The sequence below is a fragment of the Vibrio rubrogenes genome (genome assembly GCF_059641415.1).
Genome location: NZ_JCARSY010000001.1, coordinates 424,974 through 448,984, shown reverse-complemented (window position 1 = coordinate 448,984; position 24,011 = coordinate 424,974). Strand labels below are relative to the sequence as shown.

Genomic DNA, 24,011 nt, shown 5'->3' with positions numbered 1-24,011 from the left:
TTTGGCCTTGATTGCATGATCAGCTTTTTTCACCGACTTTAGGTTCTGTGCCTGTGAGCAGGCGTTTTATATTCTCTTGATGTCGGAAAACAATCAGACAACACAGCATGGCAACAGGCAGGGTGTAATTGGGTTTGATCATCCAAGTGTAGAGCGGCGCGAGTAATACGGTGACCAATGCAGCCAGCGAGGAGTATCGGGAAACAAGAAGCGTTATCAGCCATGTCGCCATCACAACCCCGGTTAAGTCCAGTCCGATCGGCGCGATTGCGCCTAATGCTGTCGCGACGCCCTTTCCTCCTCTGAAATGGAAGAAAATAGGATAAATATGTCCTAAACAGGCGGCAATCGCGATAACGCCGAGCAGAAATGGCGTTACCCCCAGAAAGTAGCTTCCCCAGACCGGGATTGTGCCTTTCAGCATATCGCATAGCAGAACGATTACGGCTGCTTTTTTCCCTCCGACTCTGAGAACGTTTGTTGCGCCCGGATTATGAGAACCGGACTCTCTGGGATCGGGAAGCCGGAACAGACGACACACGAGCACTGCACTTGAAATCGAGCCAAGCAGGTAAGCTGAGATAATGATCAGAAGTATCAATGGCGTCATTTGGGCCCTGAGTTGCGTGCAAGTTTAGGTGTATGGTTATATCGATAAAAATCTATATTAATTTCGCATATTGAAATCGTTTAAGTATATGATAATCACTATACCTAAGTCATCCCAATGAGGCTTGGGTATATGCCAAAATGATCTTAAAATGCGGTTTTAGACCGAAATATTTGTTGTGCATCTGATGATGCTCGCTTCCCGGGCATCTTTGAGGTCATGTCTGGTGATAGATGATACAGGACGATTATTTTTTATCTCAATTCAATATTTGGGATAGAAATGTAGTGAGATAATTGATGGATAAAGTATTTATAGAACAGTTAGTTGTTGTTACAACGATCGGTGTTTACGATTGGGAACAGCAGATCAAGCAGAAGCTCGTTTTCGATATTGAAATGGCGCATGACAATCGCCCAGCTGGTAAGAGTGATGATGTCACTGATGCGTTGGATTATGCTCAGGTGAGCCAACAAGTCATCCAATATGTTGAAAATGGAAGATTTTTACTCATAGAACGTGTCGCTGAAGAGGTCGCCGATCTGATCATGACAACTTTTGCGGTGCCTTGGCTCAGGATCCGTCTGACGAAACCGGGAGCCGTTGCTCAGGCTGTTGGTGTTGGTGTCGTGATTGAAAGGGGCCAGTTATGACGTTGGTTTATGTCGGTGTCGGTTCCAATATCGACCGACATAAGCATGTCGAGGTCGCGGTCAGTGAACTGAAAAAGTTGGGAGAGCAACTTCGTCTTTCAACGATTTATGAATCACCGTCACAAGGGTTTCAGGGAGGGGCATTTTTCAATTTAGTGATTGAAATGCGTACCGATCTTTCATTGACTGCTTTGGTCGGAATGCTCAAGGATATCGAGCTAAGCTGGGGGCGACAGCCCGATGCCCAAAAATATCAGGATCGGACATTGGATCTGGATATCATCTTATTTGGTGATGTTGTCCGCTCTGAAGCCCCGCAGTTACCCCGTCAAGATATTTACCAATATCCGTTTGTGATTCAGCCACTGTTTGAACTGTGTCCTGATCTTCTATTGCCGGGTGACGGACGAAGTGTTCGGCAAATTTGGCTTAAGGCTGACAATCTGGAAGTTTTGAAGCCTGTAGAATTCTGGTTCACTGAAACTGATTTTCCCAACATAAAGAGTAAATAATGGATTTAATTCATAGTGTTATACTTGGATTGGTTGAAGGTATTACCGAATTTTTACCAATTTCATCAACCGGACATTTAATTATTGTCAGTGATTGGCTTGGTTTACCCCAAACTGAGAGTAATAAAGCTTTTGAAGTCATTATTCAGCTTTCTGCTATTTTGGCCGTACTGACGAATTATAAAGATCGTTTCCATCTCCGATATCTTGCGTTATGGGTGAAAGTTGTCATCGCGTTTTTACCCATCGCAGCCATCGGTTTTCTGTTTCAAAATCAAGTGAAAGCCCTGTTTACCATTCAGGTTGTCCCGATCATGTTCATTATCGGGGGAATTATTTTTCTGATGGTGGAACGCTTTTTGAAAAATCATGCACCGACGGCTGAAACATTGGATCAGATCACCTATCGGCAAGCGATTTGGATTGGGATTGCCCAGGTGTTTGCTTTAGTGCCGGGAACCAGTCGGGCCGGGTCAACGATTGTCGGTGCTTTACTCGTGGGCGTCAGTCGTAAAGCGAGTGCTGAATTTTCATTTCTGTTGGCTTTGCCAGTCATGCTTGCTGCGAGTGGTTTGGACTTATTGAAGCATCATCAGAGTTTTCAAGGTGAAAGTGCATTACCTCTGATGGTTGGTTTTATCACTTCTTATATAGCCGCTTGGGTTGTGATGAAAGTTTTCTTAGCTTTCCTGAACCGCTTTACATTTAATGCGTTTGGTATTTATCGCATCGTTTTCGGTGGTATTTTACTGTACTGGGCTTATTAATTGTGGAAAACCGTCGTGTCGCAAGGCCTGTCGGTCAGTAAGTTGTCCTTTAACGGACTTATGGTATAAGAGGGAAGTTCTTTTCGGTCAGTTTTGATAGACTTCCCGATAATCCTATTTGAAATCACAAGTGAGCGTCATGCGAGTATTTGCTTTAACACTGACTCTATTTCTAATGCTGCTCCAGTATTCATTGTGGTTTGGCAAAAATGGCGTTGCTGATTTTCATCGTGTCTCTGATGAAATAGAGATCCAGCGTTCTGTCAATGTTCATTTACAAAAACGAAATAAAGAAATGTATGCAGAAATAGATGATTTACGTCAGGGGCTGGATGCAATTGAAGAAAGAGCAAGGCACGAGCTTGGTATGGTGAAAGAGGGTGAAACGTTTTACCGTGTTATCAATGAGGATCACCCCTAGATGAGACAGGAACTTATTTCAGTTGTTATTCCGGCTGCCGGTGTCGGTCGGCGGATGTTAACCGATAAACCGAAACAATATTTGACGATTCACGGCAAAACGATTCTGGAGCATACAGTCGAAAAGTTGCGTGCCCACCCACAGGTTGGCAAGGTTGTGATTGCCGTCAGTGATGATGACCCTTATTTCAGTCAATTATCTCTTGCTTCTGATCCTGATATCATTCGGGTTTCCGGCGGGCAGGAACGTTCAGACTCGGTCTTTGCCGCGCTCGATTATGTGGTGAAGTCTATACCGACAACCTGGGTGATGGTGCATGATGCTGCGCGTCCATGTGTTCGTTTAAGTGATATTGATCGCTTGATTGAAGCAGTTATGCCACATGATGTGGGGGGGATTTTGGCAGTACCGGTCCGGGATACGATGAAGCGTTCGAATCACACCCAAGATATTGTCGGCACCGTAGAGCGAGAGAACCTTTGGCACGCATTGACTCCCCAAATGTTCCGGACAGTTGAGTTACATCGGGCCTTATCCCGGGTGATTGCTCAGCATATAGCCGTAACTGATGAAGCGTCGGTCATGGAATGGCATGGTGACAAACCCCGTATCGTGTCGGGTCATGCCGATAATATTAAGATTACACAACCCGAAGATTTAGCTCTGGCTGAGTTTTATCTCAGTCGAGAATCATCGGCCTAAAAGATGTGTATCCTAGAGAATAAAGCAGTAAGGAACCGTTATGTTTAGAATTGGTCATGGGTTTGATGTTCATAAGTTTGGAGGCGAAGGGCCAATCATGATTGGCGGAGTGTCGATCCCTTATGAACAAGGGCTGCTGGCTCATTCCGATGGCGACGTTGCTTTGCACGCATTAACCGATGCATTACTGGGCGCCATTGCTGCCGGGGATATCGGACGTCATTTCCCGGATACGGATGAACAGTGGCAAGGCGCGGATAGTCGCGAGCTGTTGCGGTGTGTCTATCAAAAAGTCATTGCGCATGGCTATCGATTGGGTAATGCAGATATTACGATTATTGCTCAGGCTCCGAAAATGGCGCCTTATATTGATCAAATGCGAGCTTTGATTGCTGATGATTTGGCAACAGATATCAGTCATGTCAATGTGAAAGCGACGACAACCGAACGATTGGGATTTACCGGACGTAAGGAAGGGATTGCCTGTGAAGCTGTTGTGTTATTGATGAAGTAATTCACGCATTTCGTCATGAATTCAGTTGTAAATAACCCCGTCAGGGGGATGGCTTGACCATCATAGCGAGGATATCCGAATGGATGATGTTTTAGCCAATCTGGCCTATTTGTATGGGAAACCAGTTGCGAAGGCGAAAATTAAAGTAAAACCTGAACATTTTATCGTCACGGAAGATCTCGGATTTCCACTGGATGGTGTGGGCGAGCACCTGATGGTGCGCATTCGTAAGACCGGAGAAAATACCAGCTTTGTCGCCAATGAGTTAGCCAAAGCATGTGGTGTGAAGTCAAAAGATGTGAGCTGGGCGGGGTTAAAAGATCGCCATGCTGTCACCGAGCAATGGTTGAGTGTTCACTTACCGAAAGGAGAAACACCGGACTTTTCTGCCTTTCTGACGCGTTATCCCCACATTGAGATCCTTGAAACTACCCGCCATCGGCGCAAATTAAGACCGGGAGATCTGCGCGGAAATCATTTTCAGATTACGTTAACAGAAGTTTCGGATATCGCGGATGTCGAACAGCGGTTGAACATGATTCGTGAGCAAGCTGTACCGAACTATTTTGGTGCGCAACGTTTCGGTCATCAGGGCAATAACTTGAATGAGGCCCGGCGATGGGGGCGTGAGAATGTCCGCTCTCGCAACCAGAATCAGCGCAGTCTCTACCTTTCTACAGCTCGCTCTTGGATCTTTAACCAGATCGTCTCAGAACGGATTTCAATGGATTGTTTCCATCATTTGATTGATGGCGATATCGTACTGCAAGGGGATGAACAGCTCCGCATTGACGGTGACGATATGCTGGCCCAGTGGCAATCGTCCGTTGCGCAGCATCAGGCCGGCATTTCAGCCGCACTGGCGGGAGATAATGCATTACCGACCGGCCGAGAGGCTCTCGCTTTAGAACAGCGATTTGTCGATGATGAACCTGACTTAATGAAATTGATTCGCGGGAATCGCATGAAGCATGAAAGGCGGAATATTGCTCTCAAACCTCAGCAACTGGATTGGAAGCTGGGAAAAAATGAGGTTATATTGAATTTTTCGCTTGATGCGGGATGCTTTGCGACTTCTTTATTACGAGAGCTAATTGAAGAAATACCTGTGGAAAGGGAGTTCTAATTGATGAAAATTTTGTTGAGCAATGATGATGGTGTCTATGCTCGGGGAATTAATACTTTAGCTGAAGTATTGTCTGATTTGGCTGAAGTCGTGATTGTGGCCCCGGATCGAAATCGTTCCGGGGCTTCCAACTCTCTGACACTGGAGCAACCCCTCCGTATTCAGCAAATCGCACCGGCGGTTTACTCTGTTCAAGGGACGCCAACGGACTGTGTTCACTATGCTTTGAATGAATTAATGAAAGATGCTTTACCCGATCTGGTCTTGAGCGGTATTAATCACGGCGCGAATTTAGGCGATGATGTTTTTTATTCGGGAACCGTTGCCGCAGCGATGGAAGGGCATTTTTTAGGCGTACAATCAATCGCATTTTCGTTGGTGGGCGAGACTCATTTTGACACTGCCGCTCATATTGCCCGCCAGATTGTAAAACAGCATCTGCACTCTCCGATCCCTACCAATCGATTGCTGAATGTCAATATTCCTGATCTACCGTTGGACCAAATTCACGGTATGAAAGTGACTCGCCTGGGAGCCCGCCATCATGCGGAAAGTATGATTCGGCAAAAAGATCCGCGAGGACATGATATTTATTGGTTGGGACCTCCGGGGAAAGAACAGGATGCGGGGGAAGGCACAGATTTTTACACCGTTGATCATGGGGTTGTTTCGATCTCACCATTGCAAGTGGATTTGACTGCCCATGAGTCGATCAACGCGATGACAGATTGGTTAGAAAGGTAGTTGACATGTCAAATTCACTCGCTGATAAGTTGATCGACTTTCTTGTCAGAAACGGCATTGAAGATTTACGTGTTCTGGACACTATGCGTGAACTACCGAGAGAGAATTTCGTTTCACAGGCCATGGTTCATCAGGCGTATGAAAATAATGCATTACCGATAGGGTTGGGGCAGACGATTTCCCAGCCTTATATCGTTGCCAAGATGACCCAGTTGTTAGCTCTGACACCGACAAGTCGGGTACTGGAAGTCGGAACCGGCTCAGGGTATCAGACTGCGGTATTGGCACGTTTAGTGGAGCATGTGTGCTCGATTGAGCGAATTAAAACGTTGCAATGGGAAGCAAAACGTCGTCTGAGACAACTGGATATTTACAACGTATCCATGAAACATGGCGATGGTTGGCAGGGATGGCGGACCAAGGCACCTTTTGATGCCATTATTGTCACTGCTGCTGCTTCTGAAATACCTCAAGCGCTGTTGGATCAACTGGCTGACGGGGGACGATTGGTGATCCCCGTTGGTAGTGACGAGCAACAGCTACTGAGAATAACCCGGGATGATGGGTCATTTCACTCAGAAATTATTGAAATGGTCCGATTCGTTCCTTTAGTTGCAGGTGATTTAGCCTAACAATGAGAAGCAGCATCAGACTTTTAATTTTGGCAGTTTTATCAATCTATCTGATGGGATGTGTCGCGACATCACCCGCTCCGGTGTCTGACGTAAAGAAGGCTTCCCGGGGAAGTTACCGAGGGAGTTACTATCAAGTTAAGAAAGGAGATACACTTTACTTTATTGCTTACCTTACCGATAAAAATGTAGAAGATTTGATCAGCTATAACCACCTTTCTCCCCCTTATACCATCTATCCCGGTCAAAAACTCCACCTGTGGAAACCTGCTTATACACCACCTTCTTATGGGAAGTCTCAGTCTGCTGTTGCGAGTAAAAATGGGATAGGGATCAAAGGTTCTGATGAAGTGTTAACTAATGTATCATTAAAAGATTCTAAGAATAAGCAAATCTCTAACAATTTAGAGAATAAATATGACAAAGTTAAAAAACCATCAGGTAAAAGTATTGAATCTTCACAATCAAAGGGGTATGGTGAATCCGCAGGTAAAGAAAATGTTAATTCTAATTTACTAACTACTAATTTAGCACATACCACCAAAATTGATAGGTGGTTGTGGCCAACAAAAGGGAGGATTATCCGACAATTTTCAGCTATTGATCAAGGAAATAAAGGGATTGATATTGCAGGGCAGCGAGGTCAGTCCGTCGTATCTTCAGCTGCAGGAACCGTGGTTTATTCGGGGAATGCTTTAAGAGGTTACGGAAATCTTGTGATTATTAAGCATAATGATAAATATCTTAGCGCATACGCGCACAATGATCGGTTGCTAGTGAGTGAGGGACAAAGTGTAAAAGCTGGCCAGAAAATCGCAACGATGGGGAGTTCCGGTACCAGCAGTGTTCGTTTACATTTTGAAATTCGCTATCAGGGTAAGCCAGTGAATCCAAAACGCTACTTACCATAAGTATTTGAATTGATAAGCGTAAGCACCATATAGCGACATTAAAAGTAGTAGTGTCTTGCTAGCTCGCCAGGGGGAGGCATCATGAGTAAAAGCAATTCAGTAACTAAGGTCGATCAATTTGATTTTGATTCAGAAGCGTTTGATCTCAATACATTGGACAATGAGGTCAGTTCTGACGCTGCAACCGTCGAAACTCGAGAAGATTATGAAGTAACTTCCAAGAGTTTAGATGCGACTCAACTCTATTTAGGCGAAATCGGTTTTTCTCCTTTGTTAACCGCAGAGGAAGAAATCTTGTACGCACGTCGGGCTCTCCGAGGTGATGAGGCCGCTCGTAAACGAATGATTGAGAGTAACCTACGTCTCGTCGTCAAAATATCTCGCCGATATAGTAACCGTGGTCTGGCTTTGCTGGATCTAATCGAAGAAGGCAATCTCGGGTTGATTCGGGCCGTTGAAAAGTTTGATCCTGAAAGAGGATTCCGTTTTTCTACGTATGCAACTTGGTGGATCCGACAAACGATTGAACGGGCGTTGATGAATCAAACCAGAACGATTCGTTTACCTATTCACGTTGTCAAAGAACTTAATATTTATTTACGTACAGCACGTGAGCTGTCACAGAAGTTAGACCATGAACCTACAGCGGAAGACATCGCGTTTGAGCTGGATAAGTCGGTTGATGATGTCAGTAAGATGCTCCGTTTGAACGAACGTATTAGTTCTGTTGATACACCTATTGGTGGTGATGGTGATAAAGCATTGTTGGATATTATTCCTGATGCGAAACACTATGACCCAGAATATTCGACAGAAGATGATGATATTAAATCTTCACTCCTACATTGGTTAGATGAACTGAATCCAAAACAGAAAGAAGTGTTGGCAAGGCGTTTTGGCTTGCTCGGATATGAGCCATCCACTTTAGAAGAGGTTGGTAAAGAGATTAATTTAACGCGTGAGCGGGGTCGTCAAATCCAAGTCGAGGGACTACGTCGTTTGAGAGAAATTCTACTGAAACAAGGCTTGAACATGGAGTCTTTGTTCGATGTAGAGAGTGAAGAATAAGACATCATAAAAATTAGTAACCGATCATTTTAAGCGAAACCCCGTTTATACGGGGTTTCTGTTTTACTTCTTAAACAAATTACAGTTTTCTAACATCTGATTTAGACACGTTGCATGCACTGGTATTCCATTGATCTTCGTTGTTTGCTTTTTTCGACTCACCCTGGCCTTTTTGAACACCGATATACTCTAGACAGACTTTAGGTTTACCGGATTTATAGTTCTTGATTTTCAGGTTTCGGATGGTTGCTGAATCGCCATAGTTTTTGTTTACTCCTACAATAGAGCCAATACTAGCATCAACATTTACACCATTGATTGACAGGTATCTAGGACCGCCATTGTTGGTACAGTTTCCACAAGAACGATATAGTTTTCCGTGTTCGCCTGTGAGGGTAAAGTTACCGCGGATTTCTGTGGTGCTATTTTTAGAATTGTGTTGGAAAACTTTATCAGGCTTGCCGCCCGGGCCATTGGCACTGTTGTAAGCAACGCCACCGATAATCGTCATTTTTTTGCCGTTATTGGTGGCTGCATCTTCACAGATATCTTCCCAAATGACGTTTTGTAAGGTGCAGTTACCGGATTCACAATGAATACCATCTGCACCGCCATTCTTGGAAATACGGACATTTTTAACAGTTGCGTTATGTAAGGTAAGGACGGCTTTTTGACCCTCTTTATCCCCGTTACAACTTAATCCGATCGTCTTGCCTTGGCAGTCAACTGTTTTGTTCTTAATCACAGCACCAGCGTAGCACTCAGATGAACTGGCAGCCGCTAAACTGGTGGTTAAATAATTTTCTTCGCTGGGGTTTGTACTGGTATTATTTGAGGTAAAAATGTGATCCTGATCGTCTACTGCTTTGATCTGGTAGTAATAATCGTTGTAGCCATCTGCTGTTGTATCTTCAAACGTTCTTTCATCTGGGGTCAGAACCGCAATTCTTTCTCCTTCGTCTGACAATGTGGATTTTCGGTAAACTTCTTGACGAACAATACTATCCTGATCAGATGACCAACTCAGGATGGTTTGTGCGTCTTGTTGGTATAGCATGAGTGTTAAATCACCAGCCATTGCAAACTGACATGACAGAAATGAAAGTAGAACCACCGTTACTCGATGAATCATAATAATGTTCCCTTCTCGCTTTTTATATGGATAGGATATCGATTCTTATTATAAATAACCTGAGCAAATAAAACGCTCGTTTATACTATTAGCATTTGAATAAGAAAAAATCCAAAACATTGTTTCATTTATTTGGTTTATTGAATCATCGATCATCTTATTTTGAAATTCTCATTTCTGTTACTTGCAATATTTATGCGTTAAGTGGCATATATGAATATAAAATAAATCGTTTTATTGACTATGTAGCGGTTTGGGTTACGGCCCTCCGCTGGGCAACGAACTGCGAGTAATGTGCACCAAACTAAAACGTTTGTACCTCCATGTGCACAGATTTGAACCAAGGTGAGAATTACGACAAATAAACTATTATTTTTATGTTGGAAAAACAATTAATTATATGTTCTTAGCATCAAGGTTGCCGTGGAATAAATTATGCTTGCCGTTTAGTATTCAGCACAATAATAGGGATAAGGTGAAGTGATGAAAGCGCTCATTATCGGGGCAGGAATCGGTGGTATGTCTGCCGCTGCTGCACTGAAAAGAAATGGAATCACATGTGAAATCTATGAAGCGGTCAGAGAGATTAAACCGGTAGGGGCAGCTATTTCCGTATGGTCTAATGGGGTGAAATGTATGCATCATCTTGGTATGGGCCATCTCATGGATAAACTGGGTGGTGCGATGCACTATATGTCTTATCAGGATGGCTTCTCTGGTACCACAATGACTCGCTTCAGTTTGATGCCATTGGTTGAAGCGGTCGGAACAAGACCTTGCCCGGTTTCTCGTGCTGATTTACAAGCCAGCATGCTGGATTGGTGGGGGCGCGAGCAAATTCATTTCGGTAAGCGGGTTGAGCGGGTCGAACAAACCGAGGAAGGGGTGATGGCTTGGTTCAGTGATGGATCTGTTGCCGAAGGTGACTTTATGATTGCCGCGGACGGCACACATTCGGTAGTTCGTGCGGATGTTTTAGGCCATTCAGTCGAACGAAGATATGCGGGGTATGTCAACTGGAATGGATTGGTTGAGATCGATACAGCGATTGCACCAGCGGATCAATGGACGACTTTTGTCGCAGAAGGCAAGCGAGTTTCGGTGATGCCGATTGCTGACAACCGATTTTATTTCTTTTTCGATGTCCCTTTGCCGAAAGGACTCGCGGAAGATCGGACAACTTTGAAAGCTGATCTCCGTCGTTACTTTCGCGATTGGGCTCCTAATGTTCAGACATTGATTGAGCAAATTAATCCTGAAACAACCAACCGAATCGAGATCCACGATATTGATCCTTTTGAGCAGTTGGTTAATGGCCGGATCGCTTTACTGGGAGATGCCGGACACAGTACCACCCCGGATATTGGCCAAGGTGGGTGTGCAGCGATGGAAGATGCAGTGGTTTTGGGACAATCCTTTTCACGAAATCATGATATTAAAACTGCGTTGCTTGATTATCAAAACGAACGATTAGAGCGGGTGAGATCTCTGGTTTTGAAAGCGAGAAAGCGGTGCGATATTACCCATGGAAAACAGATGGAGCAGACCTTGGCTTGGTATAAGTCATTAAAAACCGAAACGGGACAGCATATTATTGAAGGGCTCAGAGAAACCATTGTTGCGGGCCCGCTGGGATAAAAGCGGTTGATATGTCGATCTGAATGACGGATACAACAGTGAGTCATCCCGATGGGAGTTGTTATGGGCAAGGTTAGCGCTTTGTGCAGCCCTGTTCGACTACGGAAGCTGTTCGACTATACGGAACTATGCGGATCGCTCGACAGAGTGGGATGACATCGGCTGATCCGGTAGTGTGATAATAAATGTGCTCCCCTGACCGAATTGACTTTCACAGTGTATCTTCCCATGCAGAATATCTTTCACGATATTATGCGCAATACTGAGCCCTAAACCGCTGCCGCCGTGACCTCGTTTGGTGGTAAAAAAAGGTTCAAAGAGTTTGGGGAGATCTTGGGGCGGTATACCTGTTCCGTTATCGGCAACGATAATTAAATTTTTCCCTTGCACTTTTTGGGCTGAAATCGTGACCTGCCCGTTGATCGTGTTAGATTGATCACTATCAGACGGATAAAATGCGTGTGTGAGGCTATTAGTGATCAAAATCGTTAGCACTTGTGCGAGTGCTCCCGGGCAGGTGATCAGGTGCAAATCTTGCTCGATATTGATAGAGAGATGATGAGGCGTTTTCTTAAAATTGGGTTGCATGGTCGCCACGATCTTTGACAGGTATTCTTGCACTGAAATGGTCCGATAGTCCGGGCTCGATTGATCCACTGCTATTTCTTTAAAATTAGAGATGAGCTTTGATGCTTGTTCCAGTTGTGAACACATTAATTCTGTAGCTTGATTCGCATCTTCGACAAAATCTTCTAATTCATTTCGGGTCAATTTACCTGATAGCACTTTGGTATGAATTTCCTGTATCTCCTCATGGAGGTGAGTGGTTCCGGTAATGGCAATGCCTAGTGGCGTATTAATTTCATGCGCAACTCCTGCAACCAATCCTCCCAATGCCGCCATTTTTTCTGACTCCACAAGTTCACGCTGGGTTTTCTTGAGATTTTCAAGTGTTTCTTGTATTTCTTGATTGGCCCGTTGCAGATCAACCGTTCTGGCTACAACTCGCTGCTCCAGCGTTTCATTCAGTTCTTGCAGTTCTACGGTTCTCTCGGCAACTTTGTCTTCCAGTTCGTTATTGGTGGTGAGTAGGTTTTCCGCCAGATTATTAAAACTGCGGGCGAGTTCATTGAGTTCTTTTGCTTGAGTCGGATGGACGTTCGCTCTTAACTGATGTTCTCCGAGACGAATTCTGCGACTATCAGCGGCAAGTTTGACAATCGGAGCTGAAATGGCCCGTCCAAGCGCCAGACCAATGATGATCGCGATGATTCCCAGCACACATGCTGCAATCGCCAGCAAATATTGGTAATGTTTCATCGGCTGCATAATTTCATGTTGATCCACCTTCACGATAATGGTCCAGTTCAGCTCTTTTAAATAACGAGCAACCGCTATCACATCTGTATTTCGATAGTCGTTCGATTGAATAATGTCTTGGGTGTGAAATTCAATGGCCTGAACGAGAGAGTCTCTGTCTGCGAGTGCAAAAGAGGCGGCATCTGCTGGCTTTGTCAAATATTGAGGGTAACGTAGAGGAGTGATATAGACTAACTTCCCGGCTCGGTTCTCGGTGAAGAGGATGGTCTCTCCTGATATGCCCATTCCTGTATAGCTTTGAGTGCTGTTGAGTAATTCATCGGCTGCTAGCGTTACGACCATCACACCGATCAGTTCACCTTGAAGAACCATGGGAGATTCGATGTGAACATATAGTCCCCCGTTTAAGTCGCGCGTCATGGTCTTTAATACAATATCGTTTTGGCTGTTGTCGGTCAGATTAAGTGTCGCCGCAACTTTATTGGCTTGATTCGGTGCCGTCTGAGTTACGATTTCACCACTGACTTTTTTCAGTTGAATCGACTTCACTTTTGAGACAGAGTTGATAGCATCCTCAATGATACTGTTCATTTTTTTTAATGATTGCTGATTGGGATTGAGTAAATAATCGTTGAGACTCAAGCGTAGCTGCGTTCTGCTGGCGATTAAAGCTACCCGATCTTTCCAAGCATGAATGAGATTGTAGATTCGGTCTTGTTGGTTTGTTGCGATTGCATTTAAGAGTTTATTAACCGATTGATTTAGCAGGTTTGCACCCGCTTGGTTTGATATATAGCCAAAGGCCCCCATGCATAAGAAAACCAGAAGCAAGCAAAAAATTGTGATTCGGTAATAGATAGACATGCGCTATCTCCAGTGATCGCAGTTGAGAATAATAAGAATCGAGTTGCTTTGCATTCGTATATGTAAAAGTTTATTCATATACTAAAATTGATTAACAAAGCAGTAAAAATCAAGTCTCATATCGTGAATGGGCAAATAAAAATGGTCAGGTTCGGCTGGGATCAGAGAGGGTAGGGAAAATGTCAGAGCAGGATATGCTATTTGATGAGTCAGGTAATCTTAGTCAATCGGCTCAAATGAACGGATCTAAAGAGTTACCTTCAAAGTGGAACATTCTGATTGTCGATGATGAAGAGGGGGTTCACACAATCACCAAGCTGGCTTTGAATCGGACCCAATTCGCCGGGAAAGGACTTACATTCCTCAGTGCATACAATGTGGCTCAGGCAAAAGAGATTCTGTCATCTGAAAATGATATCGCCGTGGTTTTATTGGATGTGGTGATGGAAACGGAAGAAGCGGGTCTGGAGGTGGCTGAATACATTCGTGATGTGCTGGACAATCATCTGATTCGGATTATTTTGCGTACCGGCCAACCGGGAACAATTCCGGAAAAAGACATTATAGAACAGTATGATATTAATGATTATCGAGAAAAAACCGAACTGACCAAGCGTAAGCTTCATTCGACGGTTTATACAGCACTCCGTTCCTACCGTGACATGTTGGCATTAGAAAATCACAAGATTGGTCTGGAAAAAGTTATCACTGCGACAGCCAATATTCTCAAACAAAAATCAATGGAAGGTTTTGCTCAAGGTGTGTTAGAGCAAGTCTCGTCATTGCTGTACATGAAAGATGGCACGATGCTGTCTGAAATCGAAGGGGTATTGGCAGAAAAAAATATCGATAATGTGCATGTTCTGGCTCAGGTTGGGGATATTTCCGAGCAAGCGTTCAAAGCGTCAATCTCTCAGGAAGAGCTCGATGTTGCCCGAGGCAGCGACCAAGAGCTCCATTATCAAGAAGACAATATTTGCCATATTTCCAATATTAACGGTGTAGAGACTATCTTAAATATTTCCGGTAAGCATCAGTTTAAAAATGTTGATATACATCTCATTGAGATGTTCTGTAATAACATGGCGATAGCTTTGGATAATTTACGGCTCAATGATAGTTTGCGAAATACTCAGAAAGAGATTGTCTATGCAATTTGTGGCTTAGCTGAAAGCCGCTCGAAAGAAACGGGTAACCATGTTCGGCGCGTTGCTTATTATTCCCGGTTAATGGCTGAAGAAATTGGGTTGAGTCCTGCTCAGTGTGAAGAGATTTTCTATGCAGCACCACTTCATGATATCGGTAAGATTAGTGTTCCGGACTATATTCTGAATAAGCCGGACAAATTGAACGATGAAGAATGGGAGCAGATGAAAAAGCATACCACCGCAGGAGAAAATTGTTTGAAAGGTTCCCATCAACCGGTCATGCAAGCTGGGGCTATTATTGCCAGTCAGCACCATGAAGACTGGAATGGTCACGGCTATCCGCAAGGGTTGTCCGGCACGGACATTCATATTTATGGCCGTATTGTCGCGTTGGCTGATGTCTTTGATGCGTTGGCAAGTAAGCGCTGTTATAAAGAACCATGGGGTGAAAAAGAGATTGTTACTTATATCCATGAACAGTCCGGCGTGAAGTTTGATCCCCAATTGGTAGAAATTTTTGAGCGCAGACAAGCGGATTTTTTCCGAATTCTTCAAGAATATGATGATAGTCAGTCGTATCTGTCTACGGTATAACGGATTGATGAGGATACAAGATTGAAAAGCGCAGCCTAATGGCTGCGCTTTGGTTGATTTAGAGATAGCGTTTTAATTGATAGAGCTGTTCGAGTGCTTGCCTTGGCGTAAGACTATCCGGATCGATCTCCGCGAGTCGTCGCTCGACTTCAGACGGTTCCGGCATCAGACTCAGTTGATTGGCGATATCAACCGTGGGCGATTGCCCGGTCCGTTTTCCATCCAGCTGGTGGCTTTGTTCTAGCTGGGATAATTTCATCCGAGCATTTTTGATCACAGCTTTCGGCACGCCAGCCAGTCCGGCGACAGCTAATCCGTAAGATTTACTGGCTGCTCCTTCTTGTACCGCATGCATGAATGCAATGCTATCGCCATGTTCGACCGCGTCAAGGTGGACATTGGCGAGATGCGGCAACAAATCAGGCAGTTCGGTCAATTCGAAATAATGGGTGGCAAATAGTGTCAGCGCACCAATTTCTGTCGCCAGCCATTCGGCACTTGCCCAAGCCAGAGACAGACCATCGTAGGTACTGGTACCGCGCCCGATTTCATCCATCAATACCAAACTATATTGGGTGGCATTGTGTAAAATATTGGCTGTTTCCGTCATCTCAACCATAAAGGTTGAACGTCCCGAAGCCAGATCATCAGATGCTCCGATACGAGTGAAGATGCGATCCATGAGGCCGATCTTGGCCGACTCCGCTGGGACATAACAGCCAATATGTGCCATCAATGCAATCAGCGCCGTTTGACGCATATAGGTAGATTTACCGCCCATATTCGGACCGGTAATAATCAACATTTTCCGTTGAGGATGCAGCGCCACCGGATTGGCAATAAAGGGGTCTTGCATTACCTGCTCGACAACCGGATGACGCCCTGACTGAATATGAATCCCAGCTTCCGTGGTGAGTTCCGGACGACAGTAATCGAGTGTATCCGCCCGTTCCGCCAGATTTTGCAGGACATCAAGTTGTGATACCGCCGCGGAGAGTTCTTGAAGCTGTGCCAGATAAGGCAGTAATTGATCGAATAATGCTTCCCAGAGTTGTTTCTCCAGCGCCAGTGCTTTTGATTTTGAGTTCAGCACTTTATCTTCATGCTCTTTGAGCTCAGGAATGATGTAGCGTTCCGCATTTTTCAGCGTCTGACGACGTACATAGTAAGGTGGCACCAGGTGACTTTGCCCACGGCTCACCTGAATATAAAAACCATGGACATTGTTATAACCGACTTTCAGCGTATCAATGCCATGACGTTCCCGCTCGTCATGTTCCAGCTGTTCTAAATACTCGGTTGCACCATCAGCCAAATTGCGCCATTCATCCAGTTCGGCATGATAGCCGGTTGCGATGACGCCACCATCGCGAATCACCACCGGAGGGTTTTCCACGATTGCTTGTTCTAGCAAGGCTGTGATCGGCTCAATCGGTTGACAATCTTGAGCCAGCTGCTGCAAGTGCGGATGCGTCAGTGATGAGAGGCTTGTCTGTAACGCCGGTAATTGATGCAGGGCGTGACGCAAACGGGCAAGATCCCGTGGGCGGGCTGAACGGATAGCTAAACGAGCCAGAATTCGCTCAATATCACCAATCTGTTTCAAGACCGGTTGCACATCGCTGAAAACACCCTGATCTTTGAGTTCACCGATGGCATCAAGCCGATGATTAAGTGTCTCAATCTGACGCATCGGTTGATGTAACCAACGTTTGAGCATTCGGCTTCCCATCGGTGTCGCACAATGATCGAGAATTTCAGCCAGCGTGTGTTCCGTCCCCCCGGAAAGGTTTTGGGTCAGTTCCAGATTTCGTCGGGTGGCGGCATCCATAATCACAGTGGTGTCTTGACGATCATAGATCAGAGAACGAATATGAGGGAGCGCGGTTCTTTGGGTATCTTTGGCATATTGAATCAGACAGCCGGCGGCACACAATCCTTTCTCGGCTGTCTCGACCCCGAAGCCGACTAAATCTTTGGTGCCGAACTGTTGGTTTAACTGTTGTCTGGCTGTTTCCAGTTCAAACTCCCACACCGGGCGACGACGGTTTCCTTTACGGCTTCCCATAAGGTGAACAGCCTGAAAGTCTTCAGGAAAGAGCAGTTCTTTTGGTGCAGTGCGCTGTAATTCGGCTGCCATTGCTTCTTCACTGTCTAGTTCACAGAGCTGAAAACGCCCCGAAGTCATATCAAGCGTGGCATAGCCGAACTGTTGACCTTGTTGGTAAATGGCAGCAATCAGGTTATCGAGTCTTTCCGGCAACAGGGCTTCGTCGGTAATTGTTCCCGGGGTGACGATGCGGACAACTTTTCGCTCTACTGGCCCTTTACTGGTGGCGGGGTCTCCGATTTGCTCACAAATGGCAACCGACTCACCAAGCTGAACCAGCTTGGCTAAATAGCCTTCGACGGCATGGAAAGGAACACCAGCCATCGGAATCGGTTCTCCGGCAGATGCACCACGTTTGGTCAGTGAAATATCAAGCAACTGAGAGGCGCGTTTCGCATCATCATAAAATAGTTCGTAAAAGTCCCCCATACGATAAAACAGCAAAATATCAGGATTTTCGGCCTTGAGCTTCAGATACTGTTGCATCATGGGCGTATGTTTACTTTCTGGTGCTTTATTTGAGGTCGGATTATCGATCATTTTTTATATTTCAATGCCAATTAGGTCGTGATAAAACGGCTCACCGGAAGGCGCGATTATGTTGAATGCGCTGGTGGTCCGGATGATGAATGCTTTGCGCCCGGAATAATTACATACGAGTGCTGAGCTGTGGGTGAAAAGAATAGCAAACCTGCAATGAAGAGCGCAACAAACGCTTCGAATTGGGGGAGTTGAAGCGTTTGAGCGCTCTGTGCGTATGATGGCAAGAGAGGCGTTGCGCCTCTCTGAAAAACAAGTGCTACTTTAGTTCGTTGGGAAGATCAGCAATATACACTGCCGGCACACCTTCAAAGTCACTGGTAAACAACACCCCTTGATCATTGGGTGTAAATGAAGGATGGGGATGAGTGATTTGGCGATCACCATCGAGCACTTGCCAGGATGTACTGTGTTTTGCTAACCGGGCAAACGTTTTCTTGTGTGTATTGAGAATATAGAGAAATGGATCATTCTCGATGTTGTAGCTATCGGTGTCGTTTACATCAGGTGGCGTGTCACATCCGTCACCGACCATCAGTGAGCCATCAAAGTTACTCATCAAGTGGGAACACGGTGGCATTTCCATCACCACTTCATTTGTTAATGTTTGAGGATCGACACGACAGATGACCCGTTCGGTTTGTCCTTTCAGGTAAGAAACGTACGCCATGGCACTCCCGTCCGGAATCCAGAATTCATGAGTACAGGATTCTCCCGGAGCATGGGATTTGACTTTGCGAACGTGATTGCCGTCCCCATCGACCAGCCACATTCTGGCATCGACGAGATCATGAGGTCCTTCATGGCAGAATCCGATGGTCTGATCATCAAATGGACGATAAATCGGGTGGCCTAGCCAAGCATCTTCTTGATGAATAACTTTGACATCGCCAGTCGCAATATCGACTTGAATGAGTCGGCAGGTTGGGTTGGTATGATAAAACTCAGCAAACTTCTCCCATGATGTAAGTGGTTGCCAGCTATCTTTGTGGATTTCAATCCCGACCAGTTTGGTACAGGACGAGTTGGCAACCCAGGTGCCGTAACCTTTCCACGCCTCATCGACGGTGTAAATCTGAGTTTCTTCTAGGGTCTTGAAATCAACCTTCATCAAGTTGCGTTCATTTTTGACATAGAAGAAACTCTGGTCATCGGATGAAATAAACCCGCCAAACGTGTTATCTCCGCGGCCCTCCGTCAATTGTGTTGCCTGCTGTGTGGTGAGGTCGAGTAAATAGTAATTTCTATTGGTGTCGAAATCTCCGGCAAATAACAATTTTTGTCCGTCTTGGGTAAAGCATTTCTGATAAAAATAGTTGCGATGGCATATCACATTCTTGGGTGTCAGTCGTGTCACCTTGACTTGAGTATCTGAATCGATGAAGCTTTCAAAATCAAGGTTGATTACATCACCTTTGGCCATGAATGTTCTCCTGTTATGTCAGGCTGCCACTATCGGCAGCCCTTATCATATTGATTGAACGAGCCTGAGCTCATGAGCTTGAGTTAACGAACGGGAACTGCTTTTCCCTGAAGCTCTTCTACCCGGGCACTTTTTTTCAATGCAAAACCGATGATGAAAATGACTGCGGCACAGGCAAGAAACATCAGTCGTCCCCAAAGTGGGTTCGGGATAAGAATCATCAGAGTCAGACCACAAGCCATATAGATGACTAATGTTCCTAGTTTGGCACGCTGCATCCGGTCAAATTGATCCTGATCTTTATCGGTGACCACACATTCTCTTTCCACATCAACAAAGAATTTGTCTGTTTCGACTTTATAGATGTCATGAGACTCTTGGTAAAAGAGAGTGGTCAGACAGAAGAACCCAGCCGTTAAGAACAGATGCGCAGCGATGGTAATCATAGTCCGCATTTCACTGGCTTCTCTTCCTGTCAGCGTCTCAATACCAAACCAACCCGCGACAAATTGTGGCGTGAGTACTTTGACAACCAGTAAAGACACCAACATACCGACCACAACCGTTGCCCAAGGCGCCCATTTCGGTGTTTTACGAATTAAGATACCAAGGAATAATGGCACCAGAATCGGGGATTGCAATAAGGTCGCAACCTGCATCATCAGGTCAAACAGGCTCAAGCTTTTCAGTGAGTTAAAGAATTGAGCCATTAGAATAACCAGAATACCATTGACCAGACAGGCCAGTTGACCGACGCGTAGCAGCTCTTTGTCATTCGCTTTACCACGACGGACAATGTTGGAGTAGAAACTACGGACGAAGATCCCTGAGTTTCGGTTCAGTGCGGAATCCATCGATGACATGGTGGCAGCGAAAAGACCGGCCATGAGCAGTCCGACGGTACCTAACGGCATGGTTTCTCTGGCAAAGACTAAATATACGGCGTCTCTGGCTTTGGCACCAAGTTCTGGATAGGCTTTGGCTGCATCAGGATAAAGAATAGCTGATGCCCAAGGTGGAATAAACCAAATCACAGCACCAACCATCATCATGATTAACGCCATTAATGCGGCTTTACTTGCATTCCGTGAATCTTTGGCATTGAGGAAACGATATGACTCCTGCATGTTATTGATACTTTGTAACTGTTTAACGATGAAGAAGATAAAAGTACAAACCAACAGTAGCGGATAATTCATATCCGGGCCAGAAACAAACCCGCCGGGGAATTCGCGGATAATTTCGCCAGGGCCACCGACGAAGTACAGGGCAACCGCGGCACAGGCCACAGAAACCACGGCAACGACCAATGTCTGAATGAAGTCCGATGCGACTACCCCCCAGGCACCACTCAGCAGTGAAATGATCAGAACCGCAGCACCAGTGACATAAATTGTGGTAATAATATCGGCATTAAAGACCGCTGATGCGAAAACGCCAAGTCCGTTCAACCACACCCCGGCATTAATGACACTTAACGGAATAATCACCCACGTAAAGAACTGCTCGTTCCCATTACCGAAACGGCGTCTGATGCCTTCGGTTGGTGTATCAACACGCATTTGGCGAAAACGGCGGGCAAAATAGAAATGTGCAAAAACATAAGCGACCATATTACCGATGAAAACAGCAAGCACTGCGAACCCATCGTTAAATGCCTTACCGGCAGCGCCGGTAAACGTCCAGGCAGAAAACTGAGTCATAAATGCAGTTGCACCCACCATCCACCACAGCATTTTACCGCCACCTCTGAAGTAGTCACTGGTACTGGCGCTCGCCATTTTCTTAAATAGTAGACTGATCGCGATCATCAGTATGAAGTAACCTGCAATCACAAGATAATCATATTGCATTGCTTATTCCTTTATGAGTATTTGATAAGTCTATTTTTAAACAAAAAAATAAAAAGGTGTGTGATTAATATCAAAACGACGGTTCATTTTTTGTTTTTTTATGATTAAGTGTGATGCGTGTCGTGATTAAGAGTGATCTTACTGACAGGCATCGAGTCAGCAGAAGTGCACGACTGGAGAGGAGATAAATCACCGGATAGACGAAGCGCTTACTCACGAGTCATGATTGAACGAGTGTAGAACACCTTGGCAGGAATGGATCTTGAATCCATATAAATCAGATGGTTATAGTTATTAATTGCGAGGGATGTCAGGTTTCTGGGTGAAACCTGACAAGTCACATCAAAGTGGACAAGAGGTGGATCAGGGGTGCTGATTCAACCATGTTCGGATGTTTTGTACGGCCGTTTGACCGGGGATTGGTGCCTCCGATGAAATTTTGGCAGCCTGTTTCAGTTTAGTTAACATCTCAGCAGAAGGATGTTCTCCCTGAGCATCAGTGGATTGCCCCTCAACAATCAGCGTATTGTCCCGACGCGTTTCTGCATTGACGACATCATCGTATGGACTGGCAGAATAGAAGCGATAAGACCGATTACCGATGAATGTGCCTTGCTTCTGAGTATCAGTGTAAGGGCTCTTTCTGATCAGGAAGTTGAAGCGCTTATTATCAATGGCAACATTGTTTTCAAGGGTTAGGCGACCCGGATTAAAATTATCGGTAAAGCCGTCCATATTGTTTTGATAAGCGAGGTTGTTCTTAATGATATGTGCAACAGGCAGCCCTTCTCCGCCAAGTTTAAACCCATTCCCTCGGCTCCCGCCTCTGGCTTTGACCTGTAGAGTCTGACCATTTTTATAAGAAATGGAATCGATAATGGTCACGACGCCATTGGGGCCATCTTCCACTTTATTGAACAGATCCCAGCCATCATCGATGTTGTGGTGAGAGATACAGTGGATGAAGGTGTTGCCATCACCGATACGCATTTTTGCAGCGAAACCGTCAGCATTGATCTGGGATGGATCCATGTTGTTATAACTTTGACTATCCCGCACAAGGTTATGACTTGCCCAAAATGCGCGGGGGGATTTGGCTGGTGAGGTAATTTGAAAACCGGTATCTGATGCGTCATGAGTGATGATGCGCTCAAATGCATTGTGACTGCCATTGACAATATAGCGTGCACCAGCGACTTCAAGATGAGAAACATGCCAATAGTTTGCTTGATGGGTGATGTCACCCGTAAAACGAACATGATCTCCCCCGGCTTTCAGGGTTTTGACCTGGTTCGCTTGCCCACTAGCTGTCAGTGGAATGAGCAGTTCACCATATTCGCCATCTTCTAGCGTGATGGTCCCACCCGGAGGGAGCAGTCGAATGGCATCTTTGAGGGTGAGTCGGCCATGATCACCGTTAGGATTGACACGTAAATGCATTGGATCTTTGAGCGCAACTTGGGTAACGGTTTGCTGGTACTGTCTGGAAGATCGGTCAGCACCTTCTGTCGGTGTAAAGTGGATCGAAAATAGCGTTTTTGGGGTTTCTAAGTGGGTTTTTACGCTGAACAGTTGACCCGCAGAAACTTGTTGATTTTTAACCAGTAACTTACCGTCTTGATAGAGGGTAAATGCACCGGTGTTACTGGCGCGTGACTGAAACAGATAATCAGCTGTGGCAGATTGCTCGGGAGATGCTGGCTGTAGTACCAGTGATGTAGGTTGAGGGTGATAGGTCGGAGCATTGGTCAGCGTACCGGATTCAACAGTCAGGTGCGCATTGCTGATGGTAACTTTGGCATTACGCGAAGCAAAGAAACCCACATATTGATACTTGGGATCTTGCATGGCGATGATATTGGTATTGGCGCCTTTGATGGGATGGCTTTCGCTGATATCACCATAATGATAGGTCACGCTATAGCCTGCGTCGGTCCGGCTCAGTGACATCTGGTAAGTGATGTTGTTTCCATAGGGAACACCCTTGATAAATTCATCCCGGACAATGCGATTGCCCTTGGTTCCCCAAGGTTGGTAGACTCCTTCCCGGTAGGTAGCGTTCACATTGATCAGACCGTTATTTTTCTTTTTATTAGCGCGCAGCACATGCATCACCATATTGGATGCTGCGGGGAATTCTTCTGCACCGGGAGGCTGAGGATCTAAACGCGGAGAGCCCAGAATATCACGGACCATGATGCCTGCGCCTTCCTGACGATTCGGGGTTGAGCCTGTTTCCGGACCCAGTTGGTTGAGTGTCATGTCGGCTGATAAGGTGAAGTTCGCATTGGCAGGGAGCTTGGTGTAGTAGTACGTCACGCCTTCATGTGAATTCGCCAGTTTGCCGCCACGACTTTCTATGGTAAAGGTGTTGAGCAGCGCCCCCGGTTGTACCGGCTGACCATTGAAGGTGACAGCATTGAGTCCGACTTTTTCCGGTAAAATCGTCGAAGCAAAATTCAGATCGGTTGACTGGCCGAAGGTGATCGCCTGCCAGGTTAAATCCTGAGGCGCGGGGAGGGCGCTGTATTGTGAGCAGGCAGATAAAGACAAAATCGACGTCATCAGTAATGTCGTTCTGTGCAGTTTCATCATGGTGAACCTCGTATTGAAAAAGAAAAAGGCTGAATTCGAAGCCGTGTGACATCTTCACATGTCCCCATATAACAGTCCGATTCATGAGTTCTGGAGCTATTGTTTTGAAACTATATGTTTTGAAAACTATGTGT

At 45.5% G+C, this 24,011-nt stretch carries 20 protein-coding genes; 13 read left to right on the top strand and 7 right to left on the bottom strand.

The features are described 5' to 3' along the window. Positions 1–19 precede the first annotated feature (19 nt). Complete coding sequence (plsY, locus tag AC55NX_RS02110) at positions 20–610, bottom strand: glycerol-3-phosphate 1-O-acyltransferase PlsY (protein ID WP_496994228.1); 591 nt, start codon at positions 608–610, stop codon at positions 20–22. Positions 611–909: 299 nt separating this feature from the next. Here plsY and folB point away from each other — a divergent pair, with 299 nt between their 5' ends. From folB to rpoS, 11 genes are all read left to right on the top strand, one after another. Beyond that, positions 910–1,263, top strand: coding sequence for a bifunctional dihydroneopterin aldolase/7,8-dihydroneopterin epimerase (gene folB, locus AC55NX_RS02105; protein WP_496994227.1), 354 nt, complete (start codon positions 910–912; stop codon positions 1,261–1,263). Beyond that, complete coding sequence (gene folK, locus AC55NX_RS02100) at positions 1,260–1,775, top strand: 2-amino-4-hydroxy-6-hydroxymethyldihydropteridine diphosphokinase (protein WP_496994226.1); 516 nt, start codon at positions 1,260–1,262, stop codon at positions 1,773–1,775. The genes folB and folK overlap by 4 nt, the downstream gene beginning before the upstream one ends. Next, positions 1,775–2,542 carry an undecaprenyl-diphosphate phosphatase gene (locus AC55NX_RS02095; protein WP_496994225.1) on the top strand — a complete coding sequence of 256 codons (768 nt, stop codon included), beginning with the start codon at positions 1,775–1,777 and terminating at the stop codon, positions 2,540–2,542. The genes folK and AC55NX_RS02095 overlap by 1 nt, the downstream gene beginning before the upstream one ends. Before the next feature lie 139 nt (positions 2,543–2,681). Continuing rightward, on the top strand, positions 2,682–2,963 hold the full coding sequence (ftsB, locus tag AC55NX_RS02090) for a cell division protein FtsB (protein ID WP_496994255.1): 282 nt from the start codon (positions 2,682–2,684) through the stop codon (positions 2,961–2,963). Continuing rightward, a complete protein-coding gene (gene ispD / locus AC55NX_RS02085) occupies positions 2,964–3,665 on the top strand; it encodes a 2-C-methyl-D-erythritol 4-phosphate cytidylyltransferase (RefSeq protein WP_496994224.1) in 702 nt (233 codons plus the stop codon). A gap of 40 nt (positions 3,666–3,705) precedes the next feature. Continuing rightward, positions 3,706–4,179 (top strand): 2-C-methyl-D-erythritol 2,4-cyclodiphosphate synthase, encoded by a 474-nt coding sequence (gene ispF, locus AC55NX_RS02080; RefSeq protein WP_496994223.1) that lies wholly within the window; start codon positions 3,706–3,708, stop codon positions 4,177–4,179. Positions 4,180–4,258: 79 nt separating this feature from the next. After that, positions 4,259–5,305 carry a tRNA pseudouridine(13) synthase TruD gene (gene truD / locus AC55NX_RS02075; protein WP_496994222.1) on the top strand — a complete coding sequence of 349 codons (1,047 nt, stop codon included), beginning with the start codon at positions 4,259–4,261 and terminating at the stop codon, positions 5,303–5,305. A gap of 3 nt (positions 5,306–5,308) precedes the next feature. Further along, positions 5,309–6,049 carry a 5'/3'-nucleotidase SurE gene (gene surE / locus AC55NX_RS02070; protein ID WP_496994221.1) on the top strand — a complete coding sequence of 247 codons (741 nt, stop codon included), beginning with the start codon at positions 5,309–5,311 and terminating at the stop codon, positions 6,047–6,049. A gap of 5 nt (positions 6,050–6,054) precedes the next feature. After that, positions 6,055–6,681 carry a protein-L-isoaspartate(D-aspartate) O-methyltransferase gene (locus tag AC55NX_RS02065; RefSeq protein WP_496994220.1) on the top strand — a complete coding sequence of 209 codons (627 nt, stop codon included), beginning with the start codon at positions 6,055–6,057 and terminating at the stop codon, positions 6,679–6,681. 2 nt (positions 6,682–6,683) lie between these two features. Further along, entirely contained in the window at positions 6,684–7,592 is a 909-nt protein-coding gene (locus tag AC55NX_RS02060; protein ID WP_496994219.1) for a peptidoglycan DD-metalloendopeptidase family protein, read from the top strand. 81 nt (positions 7,593–7,673) lie between these two features. Then, positions 7,674–8,660: an RNA polymerase sigma factor RpoS gene (rpoS, locus tag AC55NX_RS02055; RefSeq protein ID WP_496994218.1), complete on the top strand. Its 987-nt coding sequence runs from the start codon at positions 7,674–7,676 to the stop codon at positions 8,658–8,660. 79 nt (positions 8,661–8,739) lie between these two features. Here the strand turns inward: rpoS and AC55NX_RS02050 are convergent, their stop codons facing one another. Beyond that, entirely contained in the window at positions 8,740–9,792 is a 1,053-nt protein-coding gene (locus tag AC55NX_RS02050) for a pectate lyase (protein WP_496994217.1), read from the bottom strand. Positions 9,793–10,275: 483 nt separating this feature from the next. Here AC55NX_RS02050 and hpxO point away from each other — a divergent pair, with 483 nt between their 5' ends. Beyond that, positions 10,276–11,430: an FAD-dependent urate hydroxylase HpxO gene (gene hpxO, locus AC55NX_RS02045; RefSeq protein WP_496994216.1), complete on the top strand. Its 1,155-nt coding sequence runs from the start codon at positions 10,276–10,278 to the stop codon at positions 11,428–11,430. 126 nt (positions 11,431–11,556) lie between these two features. Here hpxO and AC55NX_RS02040 read toward each other — a convergent pair whose 3' ends face one another. Beyond that, complete coding sequence (locus tag AC55NX_RS02040) at positions 11,557–13,614, bottom strand: sensor histidine kinase (RefSeq protein WP_496994215.1); 2,058 nt, start codon at positions 13,612–13,614, stop codon at positions 11,557–11,559. Positions 13,615–13,793: 179 nt separating this feature from the next. Here AC55NX_RS02040 and AC55NX_RS02035 point away from each other — a divergent pair, with 179 nt between their 5' ends. Then, entirely contained in the window at positions 13,794–15,356 is a 1,563-nt protein-coding gene (locus tag AC55NX_RS02035) for an HD domain-containing phosphohydrolase (RefSeq protein WP_496994214.1), read from the top strand. Positions 15,357–15,414: 58 nt separating this feature from the next. On the opposite strand, the gene mutS is transcribed toward AC55NX_RS02035, so the two are convergent. The 4 genes from mutS to AC55NX_RS02015 form a co-directional block, all read right to left on the bottom strand. After that, positions 15,415–18,006: a DNA mismatch repair protein MutS gene (gene mutS / locus AC55NX_RS02030; RefSeq protein WP_496994213.1), complete on the bottom strand. Its 2,592-nt coding sequence runs from the start codon at positions 18,004–18,006 to the stop codon at positions 15,415–15,417. Between the two features lie 259 nt (positions 18,007–18,265). Further along, positions 18,266–19,429, bottom strand: a complete 1,164-nt coding sequence (locus AC55NX_RS02025) for an oligogalacturonate lyase family protein (RefSeq protein ID WP_496994212.1) — start codon at positions 19,427–19,429, stop codon at positions 18,266–18,268. 83 nt (positions 19,430–19,512) lie between these two features. Beyond that, positions 19,513–21,282, bottom strand: a complete 1,770-nt coding sequence (locus AC55NX_RS02020) for a sodium:solute symporter family protein (RefSeq protein ID WP_496994211.1) — start codon at positions 21,280–21,282, stop codon at positions 19,513–19,515. Positions 21,283–21,645: 363 nt separating this feature from the next. After that, positions 21,646–23,874 carry a right-handed parallel beta-helix repeat-containing protein gene (locus AC55NX_RS02015; RefSeq protein WP_496994254.1) on the bottom strand — a complete coding sequence of 743 codons (2,229 nt, stop codon included), beginning with the start codon at positions 23,872–23,874 and terminating at the stop codon, positions 21,646–21,648. Positions 23,875–24,011: the final 137 nt, after the last annotated feature.

Coding starts and splice junctions, on each gene's coding strand:
- AC55NX_RS02095 (WP_496994225.1), top strand. CDS start 1,775: ATGGATTTAATTCATAGTGTTATACTTGGATTGGTTGAAGGTATTACC.
- AC55NX_RS02040 (WP_496994215.1), bottom strand. CDS start 13,614: ATGTCTATCTATTACCGAATCACAATTTTTTGCTTGCTTCTGGTTTTC.
- ispF (WP_496994223.1), top strand. CDS start 3,706: ATGTTTAGAATTGGTCATGGGTTTGATGTTCATAAGTTTGGAGGCGAA.
- truD (WP_496994222.1), top strand. CDS start 4,259: ATGGATGATGTTTTAGCCAATCTGGCCTATTTGTATGGGAAACCAGTT.
- mutS (WP_496994213.1), bottom strand. CDS start 18,006: ATGATCGATAATCCGACCTCAAATAAAGCACCAGAAAGTAAACATACG.
- ftsB (WP_496994255.1), top strand. CDS start 2,682: ATGCGAGTATTTGCTTTAACACTGACTCTATTTCTAATGCTGCTCCAG.
- AC55NX_RS02020 (WP_496994211.1), bottom strand. CDS start 21,282: ATGCAATATGATTATCTTGTGATTGCAGGTTACTTCATACTGATGATC.
- AC55NX_RS02050 (WP_496994217.1), bottom strand. CDS start 9,792: ATGATTCATCGAGTAACGGTGGTTCTACTTTCATTTCTGTCATGTCAG.
- AC55NX_RS02035 (WP_496994214.1), top strand. CDS start 13,794: ATGTCAGAGCAGGATATGCTATTTGATGAGTCAGGTAATCTTAGTCAA.
- plsY (WP_496994228.1), bottom strand. CDS start 610: ATGACGCCATTGATACTTCTGATCATTATCTCAGCTTACCTGCTTGGC.
- rpoS (WP_496994218.1), top strand. CDS start 7,674: ATGAGTAAAAGCAATTCAGTAACTAAGGTCGATCAATTTGATTTTGAT.
- AC55NX_RS02065 (WP_496994220.1), top strand. CDS start 6,055: ATGTCAAATTCACTCGCTGATAAGTTGATCGACTTTCTTGTCAGAAAC.
- AC55NX_RS02060 (WP_496994219.1), top strand. CDS start 6,684: ATGAGAAGCAGCATCAGACTTTTAATTTTGGCAGTTTTATCAATCTAT.
- folB (WP_496994227.1), top strand. CDS start 910: ATGGATAAAGTATTTATAGAACAGTTAGTTGTTGTTACAACGATCGGT.
- folK (WP_496994226.1), top strand. CDS start 1,260: ATGACGTTGGTTTATGTCGGTGTCGGTTCCAATATCGACCGACATAAG.
- hpxO (WP_496994216.1), top strand. CDS start 10,276: ATGAAAGCGCTCATTATCGGGGCAGGAATCGGTGGTATGTCTGCCGCT.
- AC55NX_RS02015 (WP_496994254.1), bottom strand. CDS start 23,874: ATGAAACTGCACAGAACGACATTACTGATGACGTCGATTTTGTCTTTA.
- surE (WP_496994221.1), top strand. CDS start 5,309: ATGAAAATTTTGTTGAGCAATGATGATGGTGTCTATGCTCGGGGAATT.
- AC55NX_RS02025 (WP_496994212.1), bottom strand. CDS start 19,429: ATGGCCAAAGGTGATGTAATCAACCTTGATTTTGAAAGCTTCATCGAT.
- ispD (WP_496994224.1), top strand. CDS start 2,964: ATGAGACAGGAACTTATTTCAGTTGTTATTCCGGCTGCCGGTGTCGGT.